This window comes from Yoonia sp. (genome assembly GCF_036007805.1).
Lineage (GTDB): Bacteria > Pseudomonadota > Alphaproteobacteria > Rhodobacterales > Rhodobacteraceae > Yoonia.
On sequence record NZ_DASYOK010000270.1, the window covers coordinates 1 to 18,159 of the forward strand.

21 protein-coding genes are annotated in these 18,159 nt (G+C 56.7%); 9 read left to right on the forward strand and 12 right to left on the reverse strand.

Annotation, left to right across the window (positions count from 1 at the left end; translation table 11 throughout):
• The coding region (locus VGP75_RS14505) for a peptide ABC transporter substrate-binding protein (protein WP_327544343.1) at positions 1–1,115 on the reverse strand (1,115 nt) is incomplete at its 3' end.
• 298 nt (positions 1,116–1,413) lie between these two features.
• On the opposite strand from VGP75_RS14505, the gene VGP75_RS14510 reads away from it, so the two are divergent.
• A complete protein-coding gene (locus tag VGP75_RS14510) occupies positions 1,414–1,983 on the forward strand; it encodes a hemerythrin domain-containing protein (protein WP_327544344.1) in 570 nt (189 codons plus the stop codon).
• A gap of 1 nt (position 1,984) precedes the next feature.
• Here the strand turns inward: VGP75_RS14510 and VGP75_RS14515 are convergent, their stop codons facing one another.
• The 3 genes from VGP75_RS14515 to dapB all read right to left on the reverse strand — a co-directional run bounded on the left by VGP75_RS14515 (position 1,985) and on the right by dapB (position 3,730).
• A complete protein-coding gene (locus VGP75_RS14515) occupies positions 1,985–2,347 on the reverse strand; it encodes a dihydrodipicolinate reductase (RefSeq protein WP_327544345.1) in 363 nt (120 codons plus the stop codon).
• A 102-nt stretch (positions 2,348–2,449) separates the two neighbouring features.
• Positions 2,450–2,896 (reverse strand): ribose 5-phosphate isomerase B, encoded by a 447-nt coding sequence (gene rpiB, locus VGP75_RS14520; protein WP_327544346.1) that lies wholly within the window; start codon positions 2,894–2,896, stop codon positions 2,450–2,452.
• Positions 2,897–2,920: 24 nt separating this feature from the next.
• Complete coding sequence (dapB, locus tag VGP75_RS14525; protein ID WP_327544347.1) at positions 2,921–3,730, reverse strand: 4-hydroxy-tetrahydrodipicolinate reductase; 810 nt, start codon at positions 3,728–3,730, stop codon at positions 2,921–2,923.
• Positions 3,731–3,827: 97 nt separating this feature from the next.
• On the opposite strand from dapB, the gene rbfA reads away from it, so the two are divergent.
• Positions 3,828–4,223, forward strand: a complete 396-nt coding sequence (rbfA, locus tag VGP75_RS14530; RefSeq protein ID WP_327544348.1) for a 30S ribosome-binding factor RbfA — start codon at positions 3,828–3,830, stop codon at positions 4,221–4,223.
• Positions 4,223–4,939: a phosphodiester glycosidase family protein gene (locus VGP75_RS14535; RefSeq protein ID WP_327544349.1), complete on the forward strand. Its 717-nt coding sequence runs from the start codon at positions 4,223–4,225 to the stop codon at positions 4,937–4,939. Before rbfA ends, VGP75_RS14535 begins: the two co-directional genes overlap by 1 nt.
• A gap of 18 nt (positions 4,940–4,957) precedes the next feature.
• Here the strand turns inward: VGP75_RS14535 and VGP75_RS14540 are convergent, their stop codons facing one another.
• Positions 4,958–5,359, reverse strand: a complete 402-nt coding sequence (locus tag VGP75_RS14540; protein ID WP_327544350.1) for an NUDIX hydrolase — start codon at positions 5,357–5,359, stop codon at positions 4,958–4,960.
• Complete coding sequence (locus VGP75_RS14545; RefSeq protein ID WP_327544351.1) at positions 5,359–5,997, reverse strand: GDSL-type esterase/lipase family protein; 639 nt, start codon at positions 5,995–5,997, stop codon at positions 5,359–5,361. Before VGP75_RS14545 ends, VGP75_RS14540 begins: the two co-directional genes overlap by 1 nt.
• Positions 5,998–6,105: 108 nt before the next feature.
• Here VGP75_RS14545 and VGP75_RS14550 point away from each other — a divergent pair, with 108 nt between their 5' ends.
• The 3 genes from VGP75_RS14550 to VGP75_RS14560 are packed head-to-tail and all read left to right on the forward strand — an operon-like array spanning position 6,106 to position 7,871.
• A complete protein-coding gene (locus VGP75_RS14550; protein ID WP_327544352.1) occupies positions 6,106–7,023 on the forward strand; it encodes a tetratricopeptide repeat protein in 918 nt (305 codons plus the stop codon).
• A 27-nt stretch (positions 7,024–7,050) separates the two neighbouring features.
• The gene (locus VGP75_RS14555) at positions 7,051–7,692 is read left to right on the forward strand and encodes an LON peptidase substrate-binding domain-containing protein (RefSeq protein WP_327544353.1); all 642 of its coding nucleotides are present in this window, start codon (positions 7,051–7,053) and stop codon (positions 7,690–7,692) included.
• A complete protein-coding gene (locus tag VGP75_RS14560) occupies positions 7,689–7,871 on the forward strand; it encodes a Trm112 family protein (protein ID WP_327544354.1) in 183 nt (60 codons plus the stop codon). Before VGP75_RS14555 ends, VGP75_RS14560 begins: the two co-directional genes overlap by 4 nt.
• Before the next feature lie 116 nt (positions 7,872–7,987).
• Here the strand turns inward: VGP75_RS14560 and VGP75_RS14565 are convergent, their stop codons facing one another.
• From VGP75_RS14565 to VGP75_RS14585, 5 genes are all read right to left on the reverse strand, one after another.
• Positions 7,988–8,188, reverse strand: a complete 201-nt coding sequence (locus VGP75_RS14565) for a hypothetical protein (RefSeq protein WP_327544355.1) — start codon at positions 8,186–8,188, stop codon at positions 7,988–7,990.
• A gap of 243 nt (positions 8,189–8,431) precedes the next feature.
• Positions 8,432–9,664 (reverse strand): hypothetical protein, encoded by a 1,233-nt coding sequence (locus VGP75_RS14570; protein ID WP_327544356.1) that lies wholly within the window; start codon positions 9,662–9,664, stop codon positions 8,432–8,434.
• A 39-nt stretch (positions 9,665–9,703) separates the two neighbouring features.
• Positions 9,704–10,282, reverse strand: a complete 579-nt coding sequence (locus VGP75_RS14575) for a polysaccharide biosynthesis/export family protein (protein ID WP_327544357.1) — start codon at positions 10,280–10,282, stop codon at positions 9,704–9,706.
• A gap of 130 nt (positions 10,283–10,412) precedes the next feature.
• Positions 10,413–12,839 (reverse strand): tetratricopeptide repeat protein, encoded by a 2,427-nt coding sequence (locus VGP75_RS14580; RefSeq protein WP_327544358.1) that lies wholly within the window; start codon positions 12,837–12,839, stop codon positions 10,413–10,415.
• A gap of 40 nt (positions 12,840–12,879) precedes the next feature.
• Entirely contained in the window at positions 12,880–13,557 is a 678-nt protein-coding gene (locus VGP75_RS14585; protein WP_327544359.1) for a sugar transferase, read from the reverse strand.
• 412 nt (positions 13,558–13,969) lie between these two features.
• Between VGP75_RS14585 and VGP75_RS14590 the strand changes: the two genes are divergently transcribed.
• From VGP75_RS14590 to VGP75_RS14600, 3 genes are read left to right on the forward strand one after another with little or no spacing between them, the layout of a single operon-like run.
• Complete coding sequence (locus tag VGP75_RS14590; protein WP_327544360.1) at positions 13,970–14,815, forward strand: ExeA family protein; 846 nt, start codon at positions 13,970–13,972, stop codon at positions 14,813–14,815.
• 39 nt (positions 14,816–14,854) lie between these two features.
• A complete protein-coding gene (locus VGP75_RS14595) occupies positions 14,855–16,405 on the forward strand; it encodes a GumC family protein (protein ID WP_327544361.1) in 1,551 nt (516 codons plus the stop codon).
• A 16-nt stretch (positions 16,406–16,421) separates the two neighbouring features.
• Positions 16,422–17,294: a CpsD/CapB family tyrosine-protein kinase gene (locus VGP75_RS14600; RefSeq protein WP_327544362.1), complete on the forward strand. Its 873-nt coding sequence runs from the start codon at positions 16,422–16,424 to the stop codon at positions 17,292–17,294.
• A 78-nt stretch (positions 17,295–17,372) separates the two neighbouring features.
• On the opposite strand, the gene VGP75_RS14605 is transcribed toward VGP75_RS14600, so the two are convergent.
• Positions 17,373–18,023, reverse strand: a complete 651-nt coding sequence (locus VGP75_RS14605; protein WP_327544363.1) for a VPLPA-CTERM sorting domain-containing protein — start codon at positions 18,021–18,023, stop codon at positions 17,373–17,375.
• Positions 18,024–18,159: the final 136 nt, after the last annotated feature.

Here is an 18,159-nt window from a genome sequence, read left to right on the forward strand (position 1 = left end):
GCGTTCCGCTCGGCCTGCGTCATTGTCGCCATCGGGATGTCGGGTGTCTCGAAGCCAGCGGTCGCCCAGTGTGTAAACGTGTAGGCGGCTTTCTGACCACCGGCGAGCACGTTGTTCACGATGATGTCGCGGTCGATGGCAAGGCTCAGGGCTTTGCGCACGTTGGGATCCTGAATTTCAGGCGATGCACCGTCGCGCAGGTTGAACATGTAGTAATAGGAGCATGCCATTGGCACGGAAACGGCCTGGTCGGGATATTGCTCCGAAAGGCGCGGGAACTGGCCTGCGGGCACGTCTGTCATGTCAAGCTCGCCAGCGAGATAGCGGGTCAAAGCGACGTTTTCATCAGGAACCACCAGCTTCACCACCCGTTCGATGATGGTGTTGTCGTTGTCCCAATACATCGGGTTGCGTTCGCGGACGAGGCGCTCTTGCGGGACAAATTCGGTCAGGACATAGGCCCCGTTGGATACCATGTTTTCCGGCAGAACCCAGTCGTTGCCGAATTCTTCGACGGTCGCCTGGTGGACGGGGAAGGTTGTACCGTGTGTCAGCATTTGCGGGAAATATGGCAACGGCTCGGTCAGGCGGACCTCGAGCGTGGTGTCGTCAATGGCTGTGACGCCGAGTGTGGAGGGCTCCATATCACCTGCAATCACGGCAGCGCCGTTTTCGATCGACATCAGCTCGATGTACCAGCTGTAGGGCGATGCCAGCGCGGGCGATGCGGCGCGCTGCCATGCATAGACGAAATCACCGGCAGACACCGCGTCGCCGTTGGACCATTTTGCGTTGTCGCGCAGCGTGAATGTGTAAACCAGACCGTCGTCGCTAACCTCGTGGCTCAGTGCCACGCCGGGGACGAGATTGCCTGCGGCATCCTGATTGTAGAGGCCTTCAAAAAGGTCGCGCACCACAGCGGCCCCATCCACGTCCTCGACCAGACCGGGATCAATCGAAGGGCTTTCATCACCCACGCGGTAGGTGAAGGTTTGATTCGACGCGAGCGCTTCGCCGGTCACGGGGTGTGTGGCATGGGCGTCTGCGACGACTGCGCCGGAGGAGGCAATCAGCATCGCTGCTGTTGTTGCCATCAGTTTGGTTCTCAATGTCATGAATCTTCTCCCTGAAGTTGCATCCCGGGGATGCAATCGTTGAAGTGCGAGCGTATCAGCTACGCCTCTTGCCCCATCTTTTGACTCCAAAAGGCAAATGGCAAGGTTAATCGGCAGTTGACCCAGCGACAGTGGGGTCTATCTCGAGACAACGATAAAGGTGCGCAGTTGCTTTTCTGCGCATGATCAAACACGCATCTTGCCAAGGTGGGACATGACACGGGGGCGTGGGCGCTTGTGCTGGGCCCGCCCTGCGGTTTATGCCCATAAATTACCCGATGGCTGGAAAGGCCCCACTATGAAGACACTTGCTCTTGCCGAACGTGATGGATTGCCCGATGCCTTGCGCGTTCTTTTAGCTGAATACCCGCGTGACGGCTGGGAGCTGGACCCCGGATTTGACGGGCTGATCCGGTTCTGGCTGGACCGCCATTTGATGTTTCGCAAGCTCTTGGGCGAGTTGCGCAGCGGGACAGAGGCGCTTTTGGATCGCAAGATCGAAGCGGATCGTTTTGCGGGGCTGACCTCGCGCTATGGTGGTATGCTGGTGAACGGGCTGCATGAACACCATACGATCGAGGACAAATATTATTTCCCGAAACTGGTGAAGAAAGACGCGCGGATCGCGAAGGGATTTGCCATTCTTGATAAGGACCACCACGATCTGGACGAATTTCTGGCCGCTTTTGTGGGACGCGCGAATGAGGTGCTAGGCCTGACAGCAAACCGCAACAAGCTGCAAACGGCGGCAGGGCATTTCCAGACCGAACTGGCCAAGCTGGAAGGCCTGCTTGACCGCCATTTGATTGATGAGGAAGAGCTGATCGTGCCCGTGATCCTGCGCTATGGATCACGTGATCTGGGGTAGGCTAGCGCAAGCGGAATGAGGCACTGTCGCCTGCGCCCTGATCGACCGTAAAGCGCAACCGGTCATCGCCGCGTGCTTCGACCAATTGGCAGTTATAAGGGATCGGATCGCCGCCCCAGCTTAGCTCACGGCAAAAATAGCCGTCTTCCCATGTCCAGTTGCCGACGATGTCCCACCCGATCGCCGAGCCCGCGATGTTTCCGTCAGGGGAAACGCTGAGGCTGACGCCGTAGAAGAAATTGCTGAGTTCACGGCCCTCGACGAGCGAAACAAAAGTCGCCTGATCTTTGACCGGAACATAACTGTCCGCAACGGCAGGAGCCGCAGCGGTGGCGAGTACCAAGGTTAAAATCGCATGTTTCATCGGGTCCTCCACTTCGTAGAACACCCTTGATACGTGGCGCGCGCATGACTGGTTCACTTACGCAGCATGTAGCCGTAGAGATGCGCGAAATTCTGCCTGCGCTTAGGTTTCAAGTGCCTTGATCATGTCCACGCGGGTTGCGTGGCGGCCACCTTCGAAATCGGCGCCCAGGAAGGCATCGACGATATCAAGCGCAAGGGCGTCGCCGATCACGCGCGCCCCGAGAGAAAGCATGTTGGCATCGTTGTGTTGCCGGATCATGCGCGCGGAAAACGCATCAGAGCACACACCGCAGCGCACGCCTTTGACCTTGTTGGCGGCCATCATGATGCCTTGACCGGTACCGCACAGAATAATCCCCAGCGCGCAGTCACCTGAGGCCACGCGCCGTGCGGCGGCTTCACCATGTTCTGGGTAGGGTGTGCTTTCGGGAGTTATGGGGCCGATATCGACGGCCTCGTATCCCAGCTTCGTGATGTGGTTGGCGATGGTTTGGCGCATGTCGATGGCGGCATGGTCAGAGGAAAGCACAATGCGTTTGTTGGTCATGGAAAGTTTGCCCCTTGTTGTCGGTTAGATGCCCAGAACATCCATCATGTCGTATTCACCGGGTGCCTGGTCTTGGCCCCAAAGGGCCGCTTTCAGCGCCCCGCGTGCGAAGATCGCGCGGTCCGTTGCAATGTGGCGGAGCACAATGCGTTCACCGGCAGCGGCAAAGAGCACGTCATGTTCGCCCACGATATCGCCGCCGCGAATGGCGCTAAAGCCGATGTCGCCGCGTTTGCGTGCGCCGGTGATGCCGTCGCGCCCGCTGTCGCTGACGTCCGAGAGTGCCACACCGCGCCCAAGGGCCGCCGCTTCGCCCAGCATCAGGGCGGTGCCCGAGGGGGCGTCGACCTTTTGATTGTGGTGCGCTTCGATAATCTCGATGTCAAAGTCTTCGTCCAGTGCGGCCGCGACCTTTTTGGTCAGTTGCACCAGCAGGTTCACACCCAGCGACATGTTTCCCGCCCGCACGATCACCGCATGGCGGGATGCGGCGTTGATGGCTTTGAGATCATCATCGGACAGCCCTGTTGTGCCGATAACATGCACCGCGCGCGCCTGAGCGGCCAGACCTGCAAAGCCGACGGTGGCGGCGGGGGCGGTGAAATCTATCACGGCTTGCGCCTTGGCAAACACCTCGACCGCGTCGTCGGTAACGGTGACACCGGCTGGCTGACCGCCCATGGCAGTGCCCACATCCTGCCCGATCCAGTCATGCCCTGTCCGTTCCAGCGCGCCCACAAGGCGGCATTTGTCCGAGGCCAGCACGGTTTTGATGAGCATCTGGCCCATACGGCCCGATGCGCCTGTGATCACGATGCCTGGAGTGTCTGTCATGGTCCGTTTCCTTTATCCGTGCCTTCTCTTAGCGGCGGATTGCCGTGGACGCAAAGGCTTGCTTGGCAAGGACGCCATCAAGGATTACATGAGGGCCATGGCAAAGAATGCAAACAGAGACGGCAAGGCCCCCACCCAGCGCATGTTGCGCGTGGGCGAGGTGATCCGCCGCACCCTATCCGAAGTCCTGCAACGCGGTGACGTGCACGACGATGAACTGGCGCGCATGTCCATTACCGTAGGCGAGGTGCGGATGACATCCGATCTGCGGATTGCGACCGCCTTTGTGCTACCCCTTGGCGGGCAGGGCAAGGAAGAGGCGCTGGCGGCGCTGCGTCGCAACAGGCATGAGATCCGCCATCTGGTGGTCAAAGGTGGCACGATGAAATTCGCGCCTGAACTGCGCTTCGAAATCGACGGCACCTTTGACCAGATCGACGCGACCCGCGCTTTGCTGGCCAAAGATCACGTGCGGCAGGATCTGGACGACTGATGCGCTGGCTCGCTGTGGCATTGCTCTTTTGGGCGCTGCCGGCAGCGGCGGTGAGTTGCGAGGACGTCGAATATCTGGGGAACAGCTATACGGTCTGCACGGTGGACGCGACGCAAGAGGATTTGCGTCTCTTTTACAAGGATGCGGACGGTGGCGTCATCGGCAGCTTTGGCGCGCTTGAGGATCTGCCTGATGTCGGCAGCCTTGCTTTTGCGATGAATGCGGGGATGTACCATGATGACCGCTCGCCTGTGGGGCATTATGTCGAAGGCGGTATCGAGACGATGCGCGTGATCCCGAATGCGGGGCCGGGGAATTTTGGTCTGCTGCCTAACGGGGTGTTCTGCATCACGGATACTTCGGCGCAGGTGTATGAAACGCTTGCCTATGTGGCAGATGCGCCCGCCTGTCGGGATGCCACCCAATCAGGGCCGATGCTGGTGATTGACGGTGCGCTGCATCCGCGGTTCTTGCCCGACAGCACATCGCGGTTTGTGCGTAACGGGGTGGGCACAAGTGCCGATGGCACGACCGCGGTCTTTGCGATTTCCAATAATAGTGTCACGTTTTACGAGTTCGGGTCTTTCTTCAAAGACTATCTGACTGTGCCGAACGCGCTCTATTTCGATGGCAAGGTATCGCGGCTTTATTCGCGCGCCCAAGGGCGCAGTGATTTCGGGTTCCAGCTTGGGCCGATGGTTGGCGTTGTCGAGTAGGGTGGGTTGAAACCCACCTTACCTGCAGCACAGGTCTATCACGTATTGCAGGTTCGGGCTTTGTGGCAGTGCCTTCGCCTGATCCGCTGTGAACCAGCCTGCATCAAGCGCATCATCTGCCGCGATGGGCGTCCCATAGTCATACGAACAGACAACAACCGCCAAGAGGTAGTGGAAAACCACTGCACCGTCCGCGTCGCGTGTGATGACATCGAGGTTGGTCAGGTAACCCTGTGCGGTAGCGATCACGCCGGTTTCTTCGGCCAGTTCACGCACGGCGGCGTCACGCGCTGTTTCGCCCAGTTCCACATGACCGCCCGGAAACCCCCATGTATTGGCGTTGGGTTCCTTCCTGCGCTGCACCAGAAGGAACCGGCCTTCATGTTGCACAACGGCAATGGCACCAAGTTTCGGGAGCATTATAGGCTTGCGATTTTGGCGGCCACAGCATGCCCCAGCGTGATGTGGTCCTGCGCTTCGAAATGGAGCCCGTCAATTGGGCTGGGCTTGATATGCATGCCTGCATCCAGAAACGGCAGGCCCCAGTGATCGGCCAGTTGCGCAATCGCAAAGGGCAGGTCGCGGGATTTTGTCTGCGCACCCAAGAGCCCGTCACGATATGTTCCTTGTTCGAGTACGACCGCCGGGGCGATCAGCAGAATGTCAAAGCCCTTGTGGCGTGTCTGGTACGGCTCGGAGCGGGCGATCCCCACCAGCCCTGCAAGCCCCGCGACCACCTGATCCACGCTTGCGCCGTGATGTGTCTTGAGGTCATTCGTGCCCAGCATAATGGTCAACAGATCAATCGGTCCCTGGCTTTCCAGTGCGATGCGCAGCCCAAGCTGCCCGTCCATATGTGCGCCCATCACAGGGTCTGCGCGGCTGGTCGTGCGTCCGGGCAGGCCGTCTTCGATCAGCGCCCAACCAGCCCCGAGTTCGGAGAGCATCACCGTGGGCCAGCGGGTCTCTGGCCCGAAGCGCCGGTTCTCACCCCGCACATGCGCGGGGGGCGTGCCGTAGGTGTTGCTATCGCCGAACGTGAGGATGGTTTTTGTCATATCGCCAAGCTATGCGCAGTGCTTGGTTTGGTAAAGCGGCATTGCCCCTTGGACTTATGGCGCAGAGCGCACATATAGGGGCTAACAGAAAGTTGAAGGAGACAGGCCATGCTGGAATTGGACGCAAACGCAAATGCAGGTGCCCCCGCTGATCTGATCAAGGACGGAACCGACGCAAGCTTTGCCAAGGACGTGATCGAAGCATCGCAGACGGTGCCGGTAATTGTGGACTTCTGGGCGCCATGGTGCGGCCCGTGCAAGACGCTGGGCCCTGCGATTGAAGCGGCGGTGACCAATGCCAAAGGACGCGTCAAGCTGGTGAAAATCGACGTGGACGCGCATCAGGCCTATGCGGGCCAGTTGCAGGTGCAGTCGATCCCGACGGTCTATGCCTTTTATCAGGGACGTCCTGTTGACGGGTTCCAAGGCGCTTTGCCACCCTCCGAGATTAACGCTTTTGTTGAGAAGATCGCAGCCCTTGCCGGTGATCCCGAGGAGGAAGGGCTGAGTGCGGCCATTGAAGCAGCAGAGCAGATGCTGGCGGAAGGGGCTGCAACCGATGCTGCCGAAACTTTTGCCGCAATCCTGCAGGAAGAGCCGAACAATGCGCCTGCCTATGCGGGGCTTGTGCGTGCGCATTTGGCGATGGACGATATTGATCAGGCCGAGGCGATCCTGAATGGCGCACCTGCCGAAATCTCTACCGATCCGCTTCTTGAGGCCGTTCATGCGCAGATCACGCTTGCGCGTGAGGCCGCGAATGCGGGGCCTGTGGCGGAATTGCAGGCGGCGGTTGACGCGGATCCTGACAACCATCAGGCACGTTTCGATCTGGCGACGGCGCTGCATGCCAGCGGTCAGGTGGAAGAGGCAGTGAATACGCTGCTTGAACTGTTTCGTCGTGATCGGGAATGGAATGACGGGGCGGCCAAAGCCCAGTTGTTCAAGATTTTCGACGCACATGATGCCAAGGATCCGATTGTATTGAACGGGCGGCGAAAACTTTCTTCGATGATATTTGCCTGACCACGGCTTCGGCCTAGGTTAGTGGTCATGACATCATCATATGATCTGCCTGATACAATTCCCGTCTTTCCGCTGCCGGGGGCATTGCTGCTGCCGCGTGCGCGTCTGCCGTTGCATTTGTTTGAACCCCGCTATCTGGCGATGCTGGATGATGTGCTGAAAACACCCTCCCGGTTGATAGGGATGGTGCAGCCTTATGATGCGCCCGGCAAAGGCGGGAAGCTGCACAGTATTGGCTGCGCTGGCCGTGTGACGGCGTTCTCCGAAACCGAGGACGGTCGCTATATGATTACCCTCGCGGGCATGTCGCGGTTCCGGATTTCACAAGAAGTTGAAGGGTTCACGCCCTACCGCCGCTGCAATGTCAGTTGGCAGGGATTTGACCGCGATCTCGGGCCGGTTGAGCGCGACGACAGTTTCGACCGTGATGCCTTTATGGAGGCTTTGGGCCGCTATCTTGTGGATCAGGGACTATCGACCGATTGGGAAAGCCTTGGCGAGGCCGAGGACGAGTTGTTGATCAATTCACTTTCGATGCTTTGCCCATTTGCGCCAGAGGATAAACAAGCCCTGCTTGAGGCGCCGTCCTTGACCACTCGGCGTGAAACGCTCATGACTTTGATCGAGTTCGCATTGCGTGGCGGATCAGGTGAAGAGGTGATGCAATGAGTGGAACGGCATTCGACCCCAAGATGCTTGAGGCGCTGGTATGTCCGTTGACGCAAGGGACGCTGCGCTATGATGCGGAGAAACAAGAGCTTGTCAGCGAGGCAGGCAAGGTCGCATTTCCGATCCGCAACGGGATTCCTGTGATGCTGGCTGATGAGGCGCGTCCGCTGGAGAGCTAGCAGAATGCCCGCTGCTGCGCAGGCCGGCACATGCGTGGCGCCATCGGCTGGGCGAATCATGCCGCCTTAAGGTATCGTTACGCCTTTTTCAGAATGTTGTCAGGGTAGAAAGCGCGTTAGCTGCGTTGTGCGGCCGCGTGCTTTTCAGAGCGTTCTTGTTGTGGGGCGTTTACCCAGACCAGACCTGCAACAAATCCGATCATTCCACCAAGTATATACGCAAGAACAGCTAAAAAGATACCTGCACCCGAGAGCATTGTAACGGTTGCTGCAACCATTCCAGAGGCTATTCCGAGTATGATATACAAAATGAACATCTGTGGCTCTTTTCTGATTGGCGGTATTATCGCGCTACCGTTTCTCAAGGCTAGGCTGGGTTCGTGTCAAAACTTTGTTCGAATTCTGTCCAGTTTGCAGGGTAAATACTAATATTCCATTAACTCCCGCGGCCCGCTTGTTGCGCGGCCTCGGTTCATGTGACGCTATAGGAGGTAAAACGATGTTGCCAAGCGCACTGCGCCTGATACCCCGGAAAGGGCAGGAATCAGCCGATTAGGGCATTACGGCCGGAAGGAAAACTGCCGATCAAGCGCCAAGAAGATTGAGGTACTGTCTGTGCGTACACCGTCATCCTCGCGGAAATCGAAGCTTGCACCGACGTTGAGCTGCCAAAAATCATTGATGCTGTAGCCATAGCTTGCCGAAAGGCTGCCAGTTGCAAGCACATCGCTTCCGTCAGGATCGCTTGTTTGGCCAAAGTCAAAACCAACCTGCATACTGGTAACGGGGCTGAGTTCCTGAAGATAGTTGGCACTAAAGGTCGTTGCAGCACGGTCACCACCCGGGGCAAGGCTGTGGTCGGCGCTGAGGGTAATTTCGGCTGCGGGAAGTGGATAGCTAAAGGCAATCCCGCCGGTCAAACGCACATCACCGATTTCATCTTCGACCACGCCCAGTTCGCCGCGCAGGCTGCCATTTGGCAATGTATATTCACGCGCAACTGTGGCAGCCCAGAAGGTCTCATCCTCTTCGTCGCGCGACACGCTGATGCCTGTTGTCAGGGCCCCAAGAGGACGTGCAAAGGTGAGTGCGCCGGACAGCGTTGTGGTCTCTGTCGCTGGTTCGCCGAGGTCTTCCGATTGTGTATAGGAAAGCCCGATATTGCTGGTGACGACTTCATTGATGTTCAGTCGCAGGCCGAGTGCAATCGTGCTGCTGTCATTGTCCAACAGCGTGGCGTTTGCATCTTCGTAGCGCAGTCTTGTCTGACTGCCGCTCAGGCTATAGCCCACCGGCGCGGTCTCGCCCCAAGTAAACGCAACTGACACCGTGGTTTCATTGCGAAAACCAGTACCGGTCAGATCATCAAAATCATCCGGTAGGACAATGACACCTTCATCATTGATGAAATCTGAGGCGTCGCGCAGGAACGCGATGTCTTCGCGTCGTCCCTCGAGGGCGAAATCGAATGATGCGTCAGCGCTGATTCGGTTGTAGGCCAAGCGTGCGACAAGCCCCTCATCAGCGAATTCGTCCTCGGTGAGGCTGAATGTCGTGTCCAGATCGAACGACAGGCGCTGTGTCCGTGTTTCAGTGACCGCGCCAAAACTCAGGTCGGTGACGCTCTCGAACCCGTCTTCGGCCTCGGTCGTCTCAAGGTCACGGTCGGTTGAACCGATGAAGGTCTGACCAAAGTCAAACGTGAAGAACACACCGCCAGGTTCAGCCTCTTGCGTGGATGCCGCAAGAGGAAAAAGGCAGGTCATGAGAGCAAGGCTGATTACACGTTTCATATTTATCCGCCCCCGAGCGGAAGCTAGGGGTCTGGTTGCTTACTCGAACAGCTTGCGCTGAGGAATGACGATGACGTCACCTTCGCGCATCCGCACGGCACCGTTTTCGCTGCTGCCGTCAAGGATGCTGTTGTAGTTGATCGTGTAGACGTCACTGCCGCGGCGCAACTGGATGCGTTTGACCGCAGCAAAGTTTGTAAAACCACCGAACTGGGCGATAGCCTGCATCAGGTTGGTGCCTGGCTCAATCTCGACCCGGCCAACAGTCGCGCCCTCGCCGACAACGAAGATACCGATTGTCCGTGGTTCACGCTCGGGTGCAAGTCCTTCAATGCCGACAAAGACATTTGGAGGGCTGACAAAGCTTGCGGCCAGACGACTGGTCAAAGCGGATTGGATTTGTGATGTTGTCAGACCGCTTGCGCGAACGTTACCAGTGCCGGGCAGTGCGATACGTCCGTCAGGCGCCACCAATACCACGCGGTTCAAACTGGCATCTTCGGCCACCTCGATACGCAGTGAATCACCGGGTTGCACCCTGTACTCCTGCGCGAGAGTGACCGTGGAAAATAGCATCAGGGTCAGGAGCGACCCAAGAAGGGTAACAATACGGGACATAACGCGACCTCTTTTTACAGTACAACAACGCGGGCAACACGCGCCCGCCGCGAGGGAAACGTTAACCCAAGTATTCCAATTCCCCAACGTAAAAACGCGAGAAAACATGGCGAAAACAGCGATTTTTCAGCTATTGACCCAATTCGGTCAGTTTTGCGCGGGCAATGTCGAACTGGGGCAGGGATTGATCACGAGCTAGCATCAATGCGCGCGTCAAATAGGTCGTCGCGTTTTCGGTTTGGCCCAGCTCTGCGTAGGTCATGCCAAGGTGGTACTGGACGAGCGGATCATCGGGCAAACCGGCGGCTGCGCCTACAAGGTAGGTCAGGGCCTCTTCCAGATTGCCCTGACGATAGGCGATCCAGCCATAAGTGTCCTGGAAAGCCGGTACCTCAAGATCACGCAAGCGTTTGGCGATCGCTGCAGCCCGCGCAAGGCTGGCGTCGTCGTTCTTATGGGTTGCGATCAAGGATGCCAGATTGTTGGCGATGACCACGGCCTCTGAATTTGCCGCATACATCTCTTCATAGATCGCGATGGCGGCATCAATGTCTCCGCGTTCTTCGTACCGCGTGGCGCTGAGCCAGCGCAGATTGACCGAGTTTGGCAGTGCATCCAAACCGGCCTCCAACACAGCATCTGCTTTCGCGGGTTGATCCGTGGCGACAAGAAGATTGTAGAGGCGCAGGATAGGGGCCTCGGCTTGCGGCGAGGCGGCGATTATCCGGCGGAATGCTGTCTCGGAGGTTTCGAAATCGCCGTCCATGGCAAAAAGGCTGGCGCTCAGCATTTGCAGGCTGTTGTCTTCGGGAAAACGGGTCAGAGCCTCATTGAGTGTGCTGCGTGCTGTGGCAAGGTTCCCCGCCAGAAGATGGATCTGCACCAGTTGTGTGACGGCTTCGACATCCCCATTCCCCTGCTCTATCTCGGCTTGCAGAAAGGCAAGGCTGTCTTCAATTCTGTTCTGGCCCAGCAACAACGCGGCTTGCAGAGATGTCGCGGCTTTCTGTGCTTCCGCGTTTTCAATGGCCCTGAGCGTATTGGCGACGCCCTGTGCTTCGATCCAGGCACCTTCGCTAAGGAGGATACCGGCCAGACTGGTCATGACGGCAATATTGTCGGGATTTGCGGCGCGTGCATCCGTCAGAACCGCACGCGCAGCGGATGTGCGTCCGTCCTCGCGCAGGAAATTGGCATACCGGATCGCCTCATCCGGCGCGCTGTTTGTGACATCGACCGCGAGGGCAAGACGTTCGCCGGCAAGGGCGCGATTGCCCTCACGCTGGTGGGCCTGCGCCATCAATGTCAGTGTTTCCGCGTCGCGCGGTTGCTGGCTCAGGGCCTGACGCAAAGCAAGGACCGCTTCACCGGCGCGATCATCCGCAATGAGCCATGTGGCACGCAGCTTCAATGCATCAACGTTCGTTTCATCTTCCGAAAGGATAGTGTCCACCTGCGCGCGCGCAGCGGCTTCATCTCCGGTGGCGATCAGAAGGCGGGCGTAAGTATTGCGGATCTGCCGTGTCTGGTCCGAAGGGTCCGCCCCTGCAAGCACCTCTTCAAAAGTCGCGATCGCAGAATCCCTTTCGCCCGCTTCAAAACGGATCGCTGCGGAGAGGGTGATATAAACATCCGCATTCGGTGTGCCTGCATTGGCGGTTGCAAGGCGGTCAAGCTCTTGTTGCGCAACGTCTGGTCCTTGCGTGTTTTGTAAGAACTGGACGACAGCGATATGGCCTTCAATCGGGGCCGTATCCGCGCCCGCGAGGTCACGCAGGTATTGTTCCGCGCCGGCCAGATCATCCTGCACAAAATACCAGCCGATCAGGGCCTGTGTCAGATTGACGTCATCCGGAAACAGCGCAACCATCCGTCTGAGTTGCAGGCCGATATTCGGCATATCATCAACCTGCGTTAAAACCTGCAAGCGCGCAGTGTGATAAACATAGCTCTGGGGGTCACCGGCAAGGGCGCGGTCGATTTCCGGCAAGGCATCGCTTGGTGTGTCACTGCGCATCAGATTGTCGATGACGACACGCCGCGCAACTTCATCGTCAGGATTTGCATCCAGAAGTGTCCGCGCGCGGGTCGCGGCCTGTGCAAGCGCTGCGGTGTCATTGATTTGCGAGGCGTCTCGGTAGGCCAGCGCCACCGCAATTGCCTGCGCCTGCGCGTCATCCGGTGCAAGTGCGATAGCGGCCTGACCATGACGGCGCGCCTCGTCCCAGTTGCTGATATCAATCGCAATACTGGCCAGAAGTATGCGGACGTCAGGGGTATCAGGGTATTGTTCGATCAGGCGGAGATACTGGCTGTAAGCCGCGCCGATATCCCCTTGTTCGAGCCGTATTTCCGCGAGCTTGCGCCGCGCGTCTTCGTGGAAACCGTCATGTTGAAAAACATTGAGGAACTGGATCGCCGCGCGGTCCAGATCTCCGGCCTCAAGAAGCGTAAGCCCTGACTGGTAGAATGAGTCAGCTTTTTCTTCGTTTGTCTTGCAGGCAGATAGCGCAGATATACTGAGGCAAATCAGACAAACGCGCAAAAAATGTTGCATTGGCTACCTAGTGTGTCGCCCCGGTTTGAGAGACTTTGGATTAATATCCAGTCCCTCTTACCACAACACGGACCGTCGCCAACAGCAGCTTCATATCGTTCGCAAACGACATATTGGCGATATAGTCAGTATCGAAGCGGGCGCGGTCGGCAAACGTACACTCGTTCCGCTCGGATACCTGCCAGCTGCCGGTAATGCCGGGACGTTGGCAATAATAGGCAAGACCGGGATACATTGTCTGTTGTTCTGGCAGCATCGGACGTGGGCCGACTAGGCTCATGTCGCCGATCAGGACGTTCCACAACTGTGGCAATTCATCAATTGAGCTCTTGCGCAAAAGCGCTCCGATCTTCGTAATACGCGGATCCCGCTTGAGTTTCTGCGTCAGCGTCCATTCCGCAGCGGCTTCTGGGTTCTTTGCGAGGTGATCCTGTAGCTTGGAGTCCGCGTTCACCACCATCGTGCGCAATTTCCAGATACGGTAGATGCGTCCGTTCATCCCGACGCGATCCTGACGATAGAAGGCGGGGCCACCGTCCCGCTTTACCATCAGCGCGAGCACACCAATAAGTGGCAAAACGAAAGGGATTGAGGCAATAACGCACATTACGTCAAACAGGCGCTTCAGTCCAAGTTCGTAAGGCCCCTTGATCGGAAGCGATGGCCCGATCGGACGTGATTTCGCATGTTTGCTTGCGTCAGAATAGTCTGTCGACATGTAATTGCTCACTCGTTCACCAAATTCACTCGCCAGAAAATACAACACATTCTGCAGCACCGGATTACCGAAAATTTCACTGGTAGCCCTCGGGTGCGCTGGCTCGATTAACGTAGCATTAAACAAAGATGGCGTGAACCGGTCCTTTATATTTTGACACAAAAAAAGAACGTTTTTCGTTATAGTTCCCACTAATGTGTTCACAAATTGATCGCTGTTTTGGCAAAAGTTTTACCATTGTTTCGAGCTGCGAACCAATGGGTTGCTAGAATCGCATTACCCTAGGACAGTTTGCCAGAGTCTGAGGGTTCTGGTGGCCTGAAAACAGCTTTTCCTTTAGACATCATCAAGTGCCGAATCGTGTTTGTTTCGGATGTAGTTGAAACGAGAGTGACTTTGTTTCGGGGTCTGAATGAACCAAGCCATAAGTATCTACCTTAACCATTTTGGGTTGAGCGAACGCCCCTTTAGCTTGGTGCCGGACCCTGACTTTATCTATTGGTCCCCGGTGCATGAACGGGCCTATGCCATGTTCGAGTTCGGTCTGGTCACGCGGTCGCCGATCACGCTGATCACAGGCGAGGTTGGCGCCGGCAAGACCACGCTTTTGCACCACTTGCTGAAATCACTTGGTGACGAGCTTGTGGTTGGTCTGATCTCGAACGCACATGGTACGCGGGACGAGCTTTTGCGCTGGGTTCTGCAATCGCTTGATCAGCCCGTACCGCCAGGGGCAGACTATGTCGCGCTTTTCGGGCAGTTCGAAGAATTCCTGATTGATACCTATGCCAAGGGTCATCGCGTTGCCCTGATTTTTGATGAAGCACAGAACCTTAACCGCGAGTCACTTGAAGAACTGCGGATGTTCACAAATATCAACGCCAACAAGGACGAGCTTTTGCAGCTTGTGCTGGTTGGTCAGCCTGAGTTGCGCGAAAATGTCCGCCACCCCAATCTGACGCAATTTGCGCAGCGGGTCGCGTCGAGCTTTCATTTACCCACGCTCGACGCCGAGACAGTCGCCGAATACATTCATCACCGCCTGAAAGTAGCCGGCGCCAAGGAGCAGATCTTTAGCCCCGGCGCTTGCAAGCGGATCTATACAGAGACGCGTGGCGTGCCACGGTTGATCAACCAACTCTGTGACTTTTCGCTCCTCTATGCCTATACGGAAGACAAATATAAGGTGAACGAGGTGACGGTGAAGCAAGTGCTAAACGATGGTGTCTTTTTCGGCGGTGGCGTGTCCGCGGGGTAGCGGCTTTTGTAATCTGGCCTCGAATGTGAATGGTAAACGATGGATCTTAAATTTTATCTGGCAGTCTTTTGGCGGCGCTTTCCATATGTCCTGATCCTGCTGGCTCTTGGGACAGCAGCGGGACTGACGGTGGCGCTGACCCAGAAACCGATTTACGTGGCCGAGGCCCGTTTGGTTGTTGAGTCACAACAGATCCCGGATGAACTTGCCGCATCCACTGTGCGCACCGATGCCGCTGAACAGTTGCAAATTATCCAACAGCGAATTTTCACGCGGGATAATCTGCTCGACATGGCGAACCGCCTCGGGGTTTACACCGAAACCGATGCCACCCAAGACCGTTTGCGTCCTGATGAAAAAGTGGAGGACATGAGTGAGCGGATCAACGTTGACCTTGGTGGCCGGTCGGCGGCGATTATTGTGAGGGTCAGCTTTGACGATCCAGAGCCAAATCGTGCGGCTGCGGTGGTCAATGAAATTGTCACCCTGATTCTGCAAGAAAATATCCAGATGCGCACGACGGTGTCAGGCCAGACACTCGACTTCTTTGCGCAAGAGACAGAGCAGTTGGAGCAGGAACTGTCCCAGATGCGCGGCCAGATTCTTGCCTTCCAAGAGGCCAATCTGGAAGCGTTGCCGGATAGCCTTGAGTTCCGCAGATCACAGCAAGCAGCAGCAGCAGAGCGCATTCTGGAGCTTGACCGCGAACGGATACAACTGCGTGAACGCCGTGACCGTTTGGTGCAGCTTTTTGAACAAACCGGTGAAGTCGGCCTGCTTGGCCTAGCTGCGCGCACCCCTGAGGAAGCGGAACTACAGGATTTGCTGGATGAATTGACGCGCGCCTCGGCACTGCTTTCGCCCGACAATCCCCGCATAGGTATTTTGCAGGCACAAGTTACCGCTTTGGAAAGAATTGTCGCAGCCCAACAGGCCGCTGCGAGCAACGGGACACTTGATACGGAAGGTGCGCCTTTGACTCCTTTCGCATTACAGCTTGCAGATCTTGAGGGGCAGATCGCCTTTATTGATGAGCAAAAGGCGCTCATTGAAGAGAATTTGGAGGAGCTGTCGGCGTCGATCGCCGCGACACCCGGAAATGCGCTTACGCTTGCAACGCTTGAGCGGAACTTTGAAAACTTGCGGACGCAATATGATCGTGCCGTGCAAAACCGTGCGATCGCAGAGGTGGGTGATACAATCGAGGCGCTATCCAAAGGGCAGCGCATCACAGTCATTGAGCAAGCTATTCCGCCAACAAGCCCGACACGCCCGAACAGACGTCTGATTGCCGCGACTGGCGTTGCGGCAGGTCTTGGAATGGGATTTGGACTGATTGTGTTGCTCGAACTTCTGAACACTGCCGTGCGACGCCCTGCCGATATTGTGGATGGGTTGAAAATCACACCGTTCATGACGATGCCATATATCCGGACACGCGGTCAGATCTGGCGGCGGCGGCTGCTTATCCTTGCTGTTTTGGCTGCCGTCTTTATCGGCGTTCCCGCCGCAATTTGGTATATTGACGAGAATATCCAGCCGATGCAGCCAGTATTTGACGAAGTGCTGCGTCGCATCGGTTTGGACTAGGGTAGGGCGAGAAAAGATGGACAAGATACAAGCTGCAATCGCAAAAGCACGCGCTGCCCGCGAGGAAATTTCAGGCGACGCAAAGGCGAGCCAGCGGCACTCCTACATCGCCAGCAGGCGCCGGGCGCTTAATAAAGAACATGAAGTGGCTATGGCTGACCGTGCCGCAATCTGGCAACCGCTTGCCACCTTTGCGCCGCCAGCCAAGCAAATGGCAAAACATCGTGTCGTGACGTTCGAAACAGGCCCTCAATTGGATCAGGGTGTCATGGCCTTTGACAAGCTTCGTACCAAGGTTTTGCAGGAGATGCGGATCAATGGATGGCGCCGCCTTGCGATCACGTCACCAAGCGCAGATTGCGGGAAAACGACAGTCTCGATGAACCTCGCCTTCTCGCTTGCAAAACAGCCAGAGGTGTTCACGATCGTTGCGGAAATGGATATGCGGCGTCCGTCGATGGCTTCTATCTTTGGCCTGTCCGGCGAGACCGGTTTTTCAACCGTTCTGGGTGGTGAGGCCGCGTTTGCCGACATCGCCAAACGCCCGCGGCCCAACGTGGCCTTTGGTCTGAATTATGCACGTACGCGCAATCCCGCCGAGCTGTTGCAGAGTTCAACGGTGGGCCGTGCTTTGGCCGATATCGAAGAGCAGTTCGCACCGGACCTGACAATCTTTGATATGCCGCCGATGTTAAGCAGCGACGATACGATGGCCTTTATGGGTCAGGTTGATTGTGTGCTTTTGGTTGCCGCCGCCGAGTCCACCTCGATCGGTGAAATCGACGTCTGTGAACGCGATCTGGCATCGCAGACAAATGTCATGGGTGTTTTGCTGAACAAGTGCCGGTACATGGACAAGGAGTCAGGCAACGTTGATGCCTATTACTGATCCTGTCGCTTTGGATCAGGACAACAAAAAAGCCGGCTGAGAGCCGGCTTTTTTGTTTTCTGGTTGGGTCTCGTGTGCCTAGGCAGCGACGGCCTTGCGACGGCGCAGCACCAATGCGCCACCAAGTGCTGACAGCAAAAGCAAGCTACCTGCAGGCAGTGGGACCGCTGCGACATCAATGCGCACTGCGATATCGTCAAAGTCACGGTCACCGCGTGCGATATCGTCGAAAAGCACATAAAACGCGTTCGCGCTGATCGCCACAAAGCCCATTGCATAGTGCCGCGTCGCTCGATCAGCGACGCCATTGTTGTTGAACAAACCGGTCGCCCAGGTCGGGGCGTAGGTTCCGAATGCAAAGTCGAGGAAGCCGCTTACGGTCTGTGTTACAGTGACGGATGCGTTTGTGGCGGTATACGTCGGTCCCCGGTTGTCAAATACTGCTGTTCCTTGAACTGCGGCGTAGTTGCTGTTGCCTGCTTCGGCACCCAGATAGGTGTAGGTGACTTGCGCCACACCACTCACAATATCAAGGAAGAGTCCGTTCGATGCATTCTTCCGCGACCCATCAATCATGTCGATTGTCGTATTGTTCAAAGAGCTCAAGACATCGTTGTTCGTGACAACATGTGTCTGCCCTGTACCATGCAAGCTCAGCGTTGCGGCACTTGCTGCCGTCGTTGTAAGCGCAACAGCTGCAATAACGCCGACGAGAAATCTCTTGATCATCTGATCCACCATTCACCGTCAGAAAATCCTGACGATACCTATTAACGTAACATTCACTCTATAACGCTTTTCACACGGCAGAGTACAAGTGAAAAGTAGCAAAATATGGCGATTACGCCAAGCTTTGGATGGATTC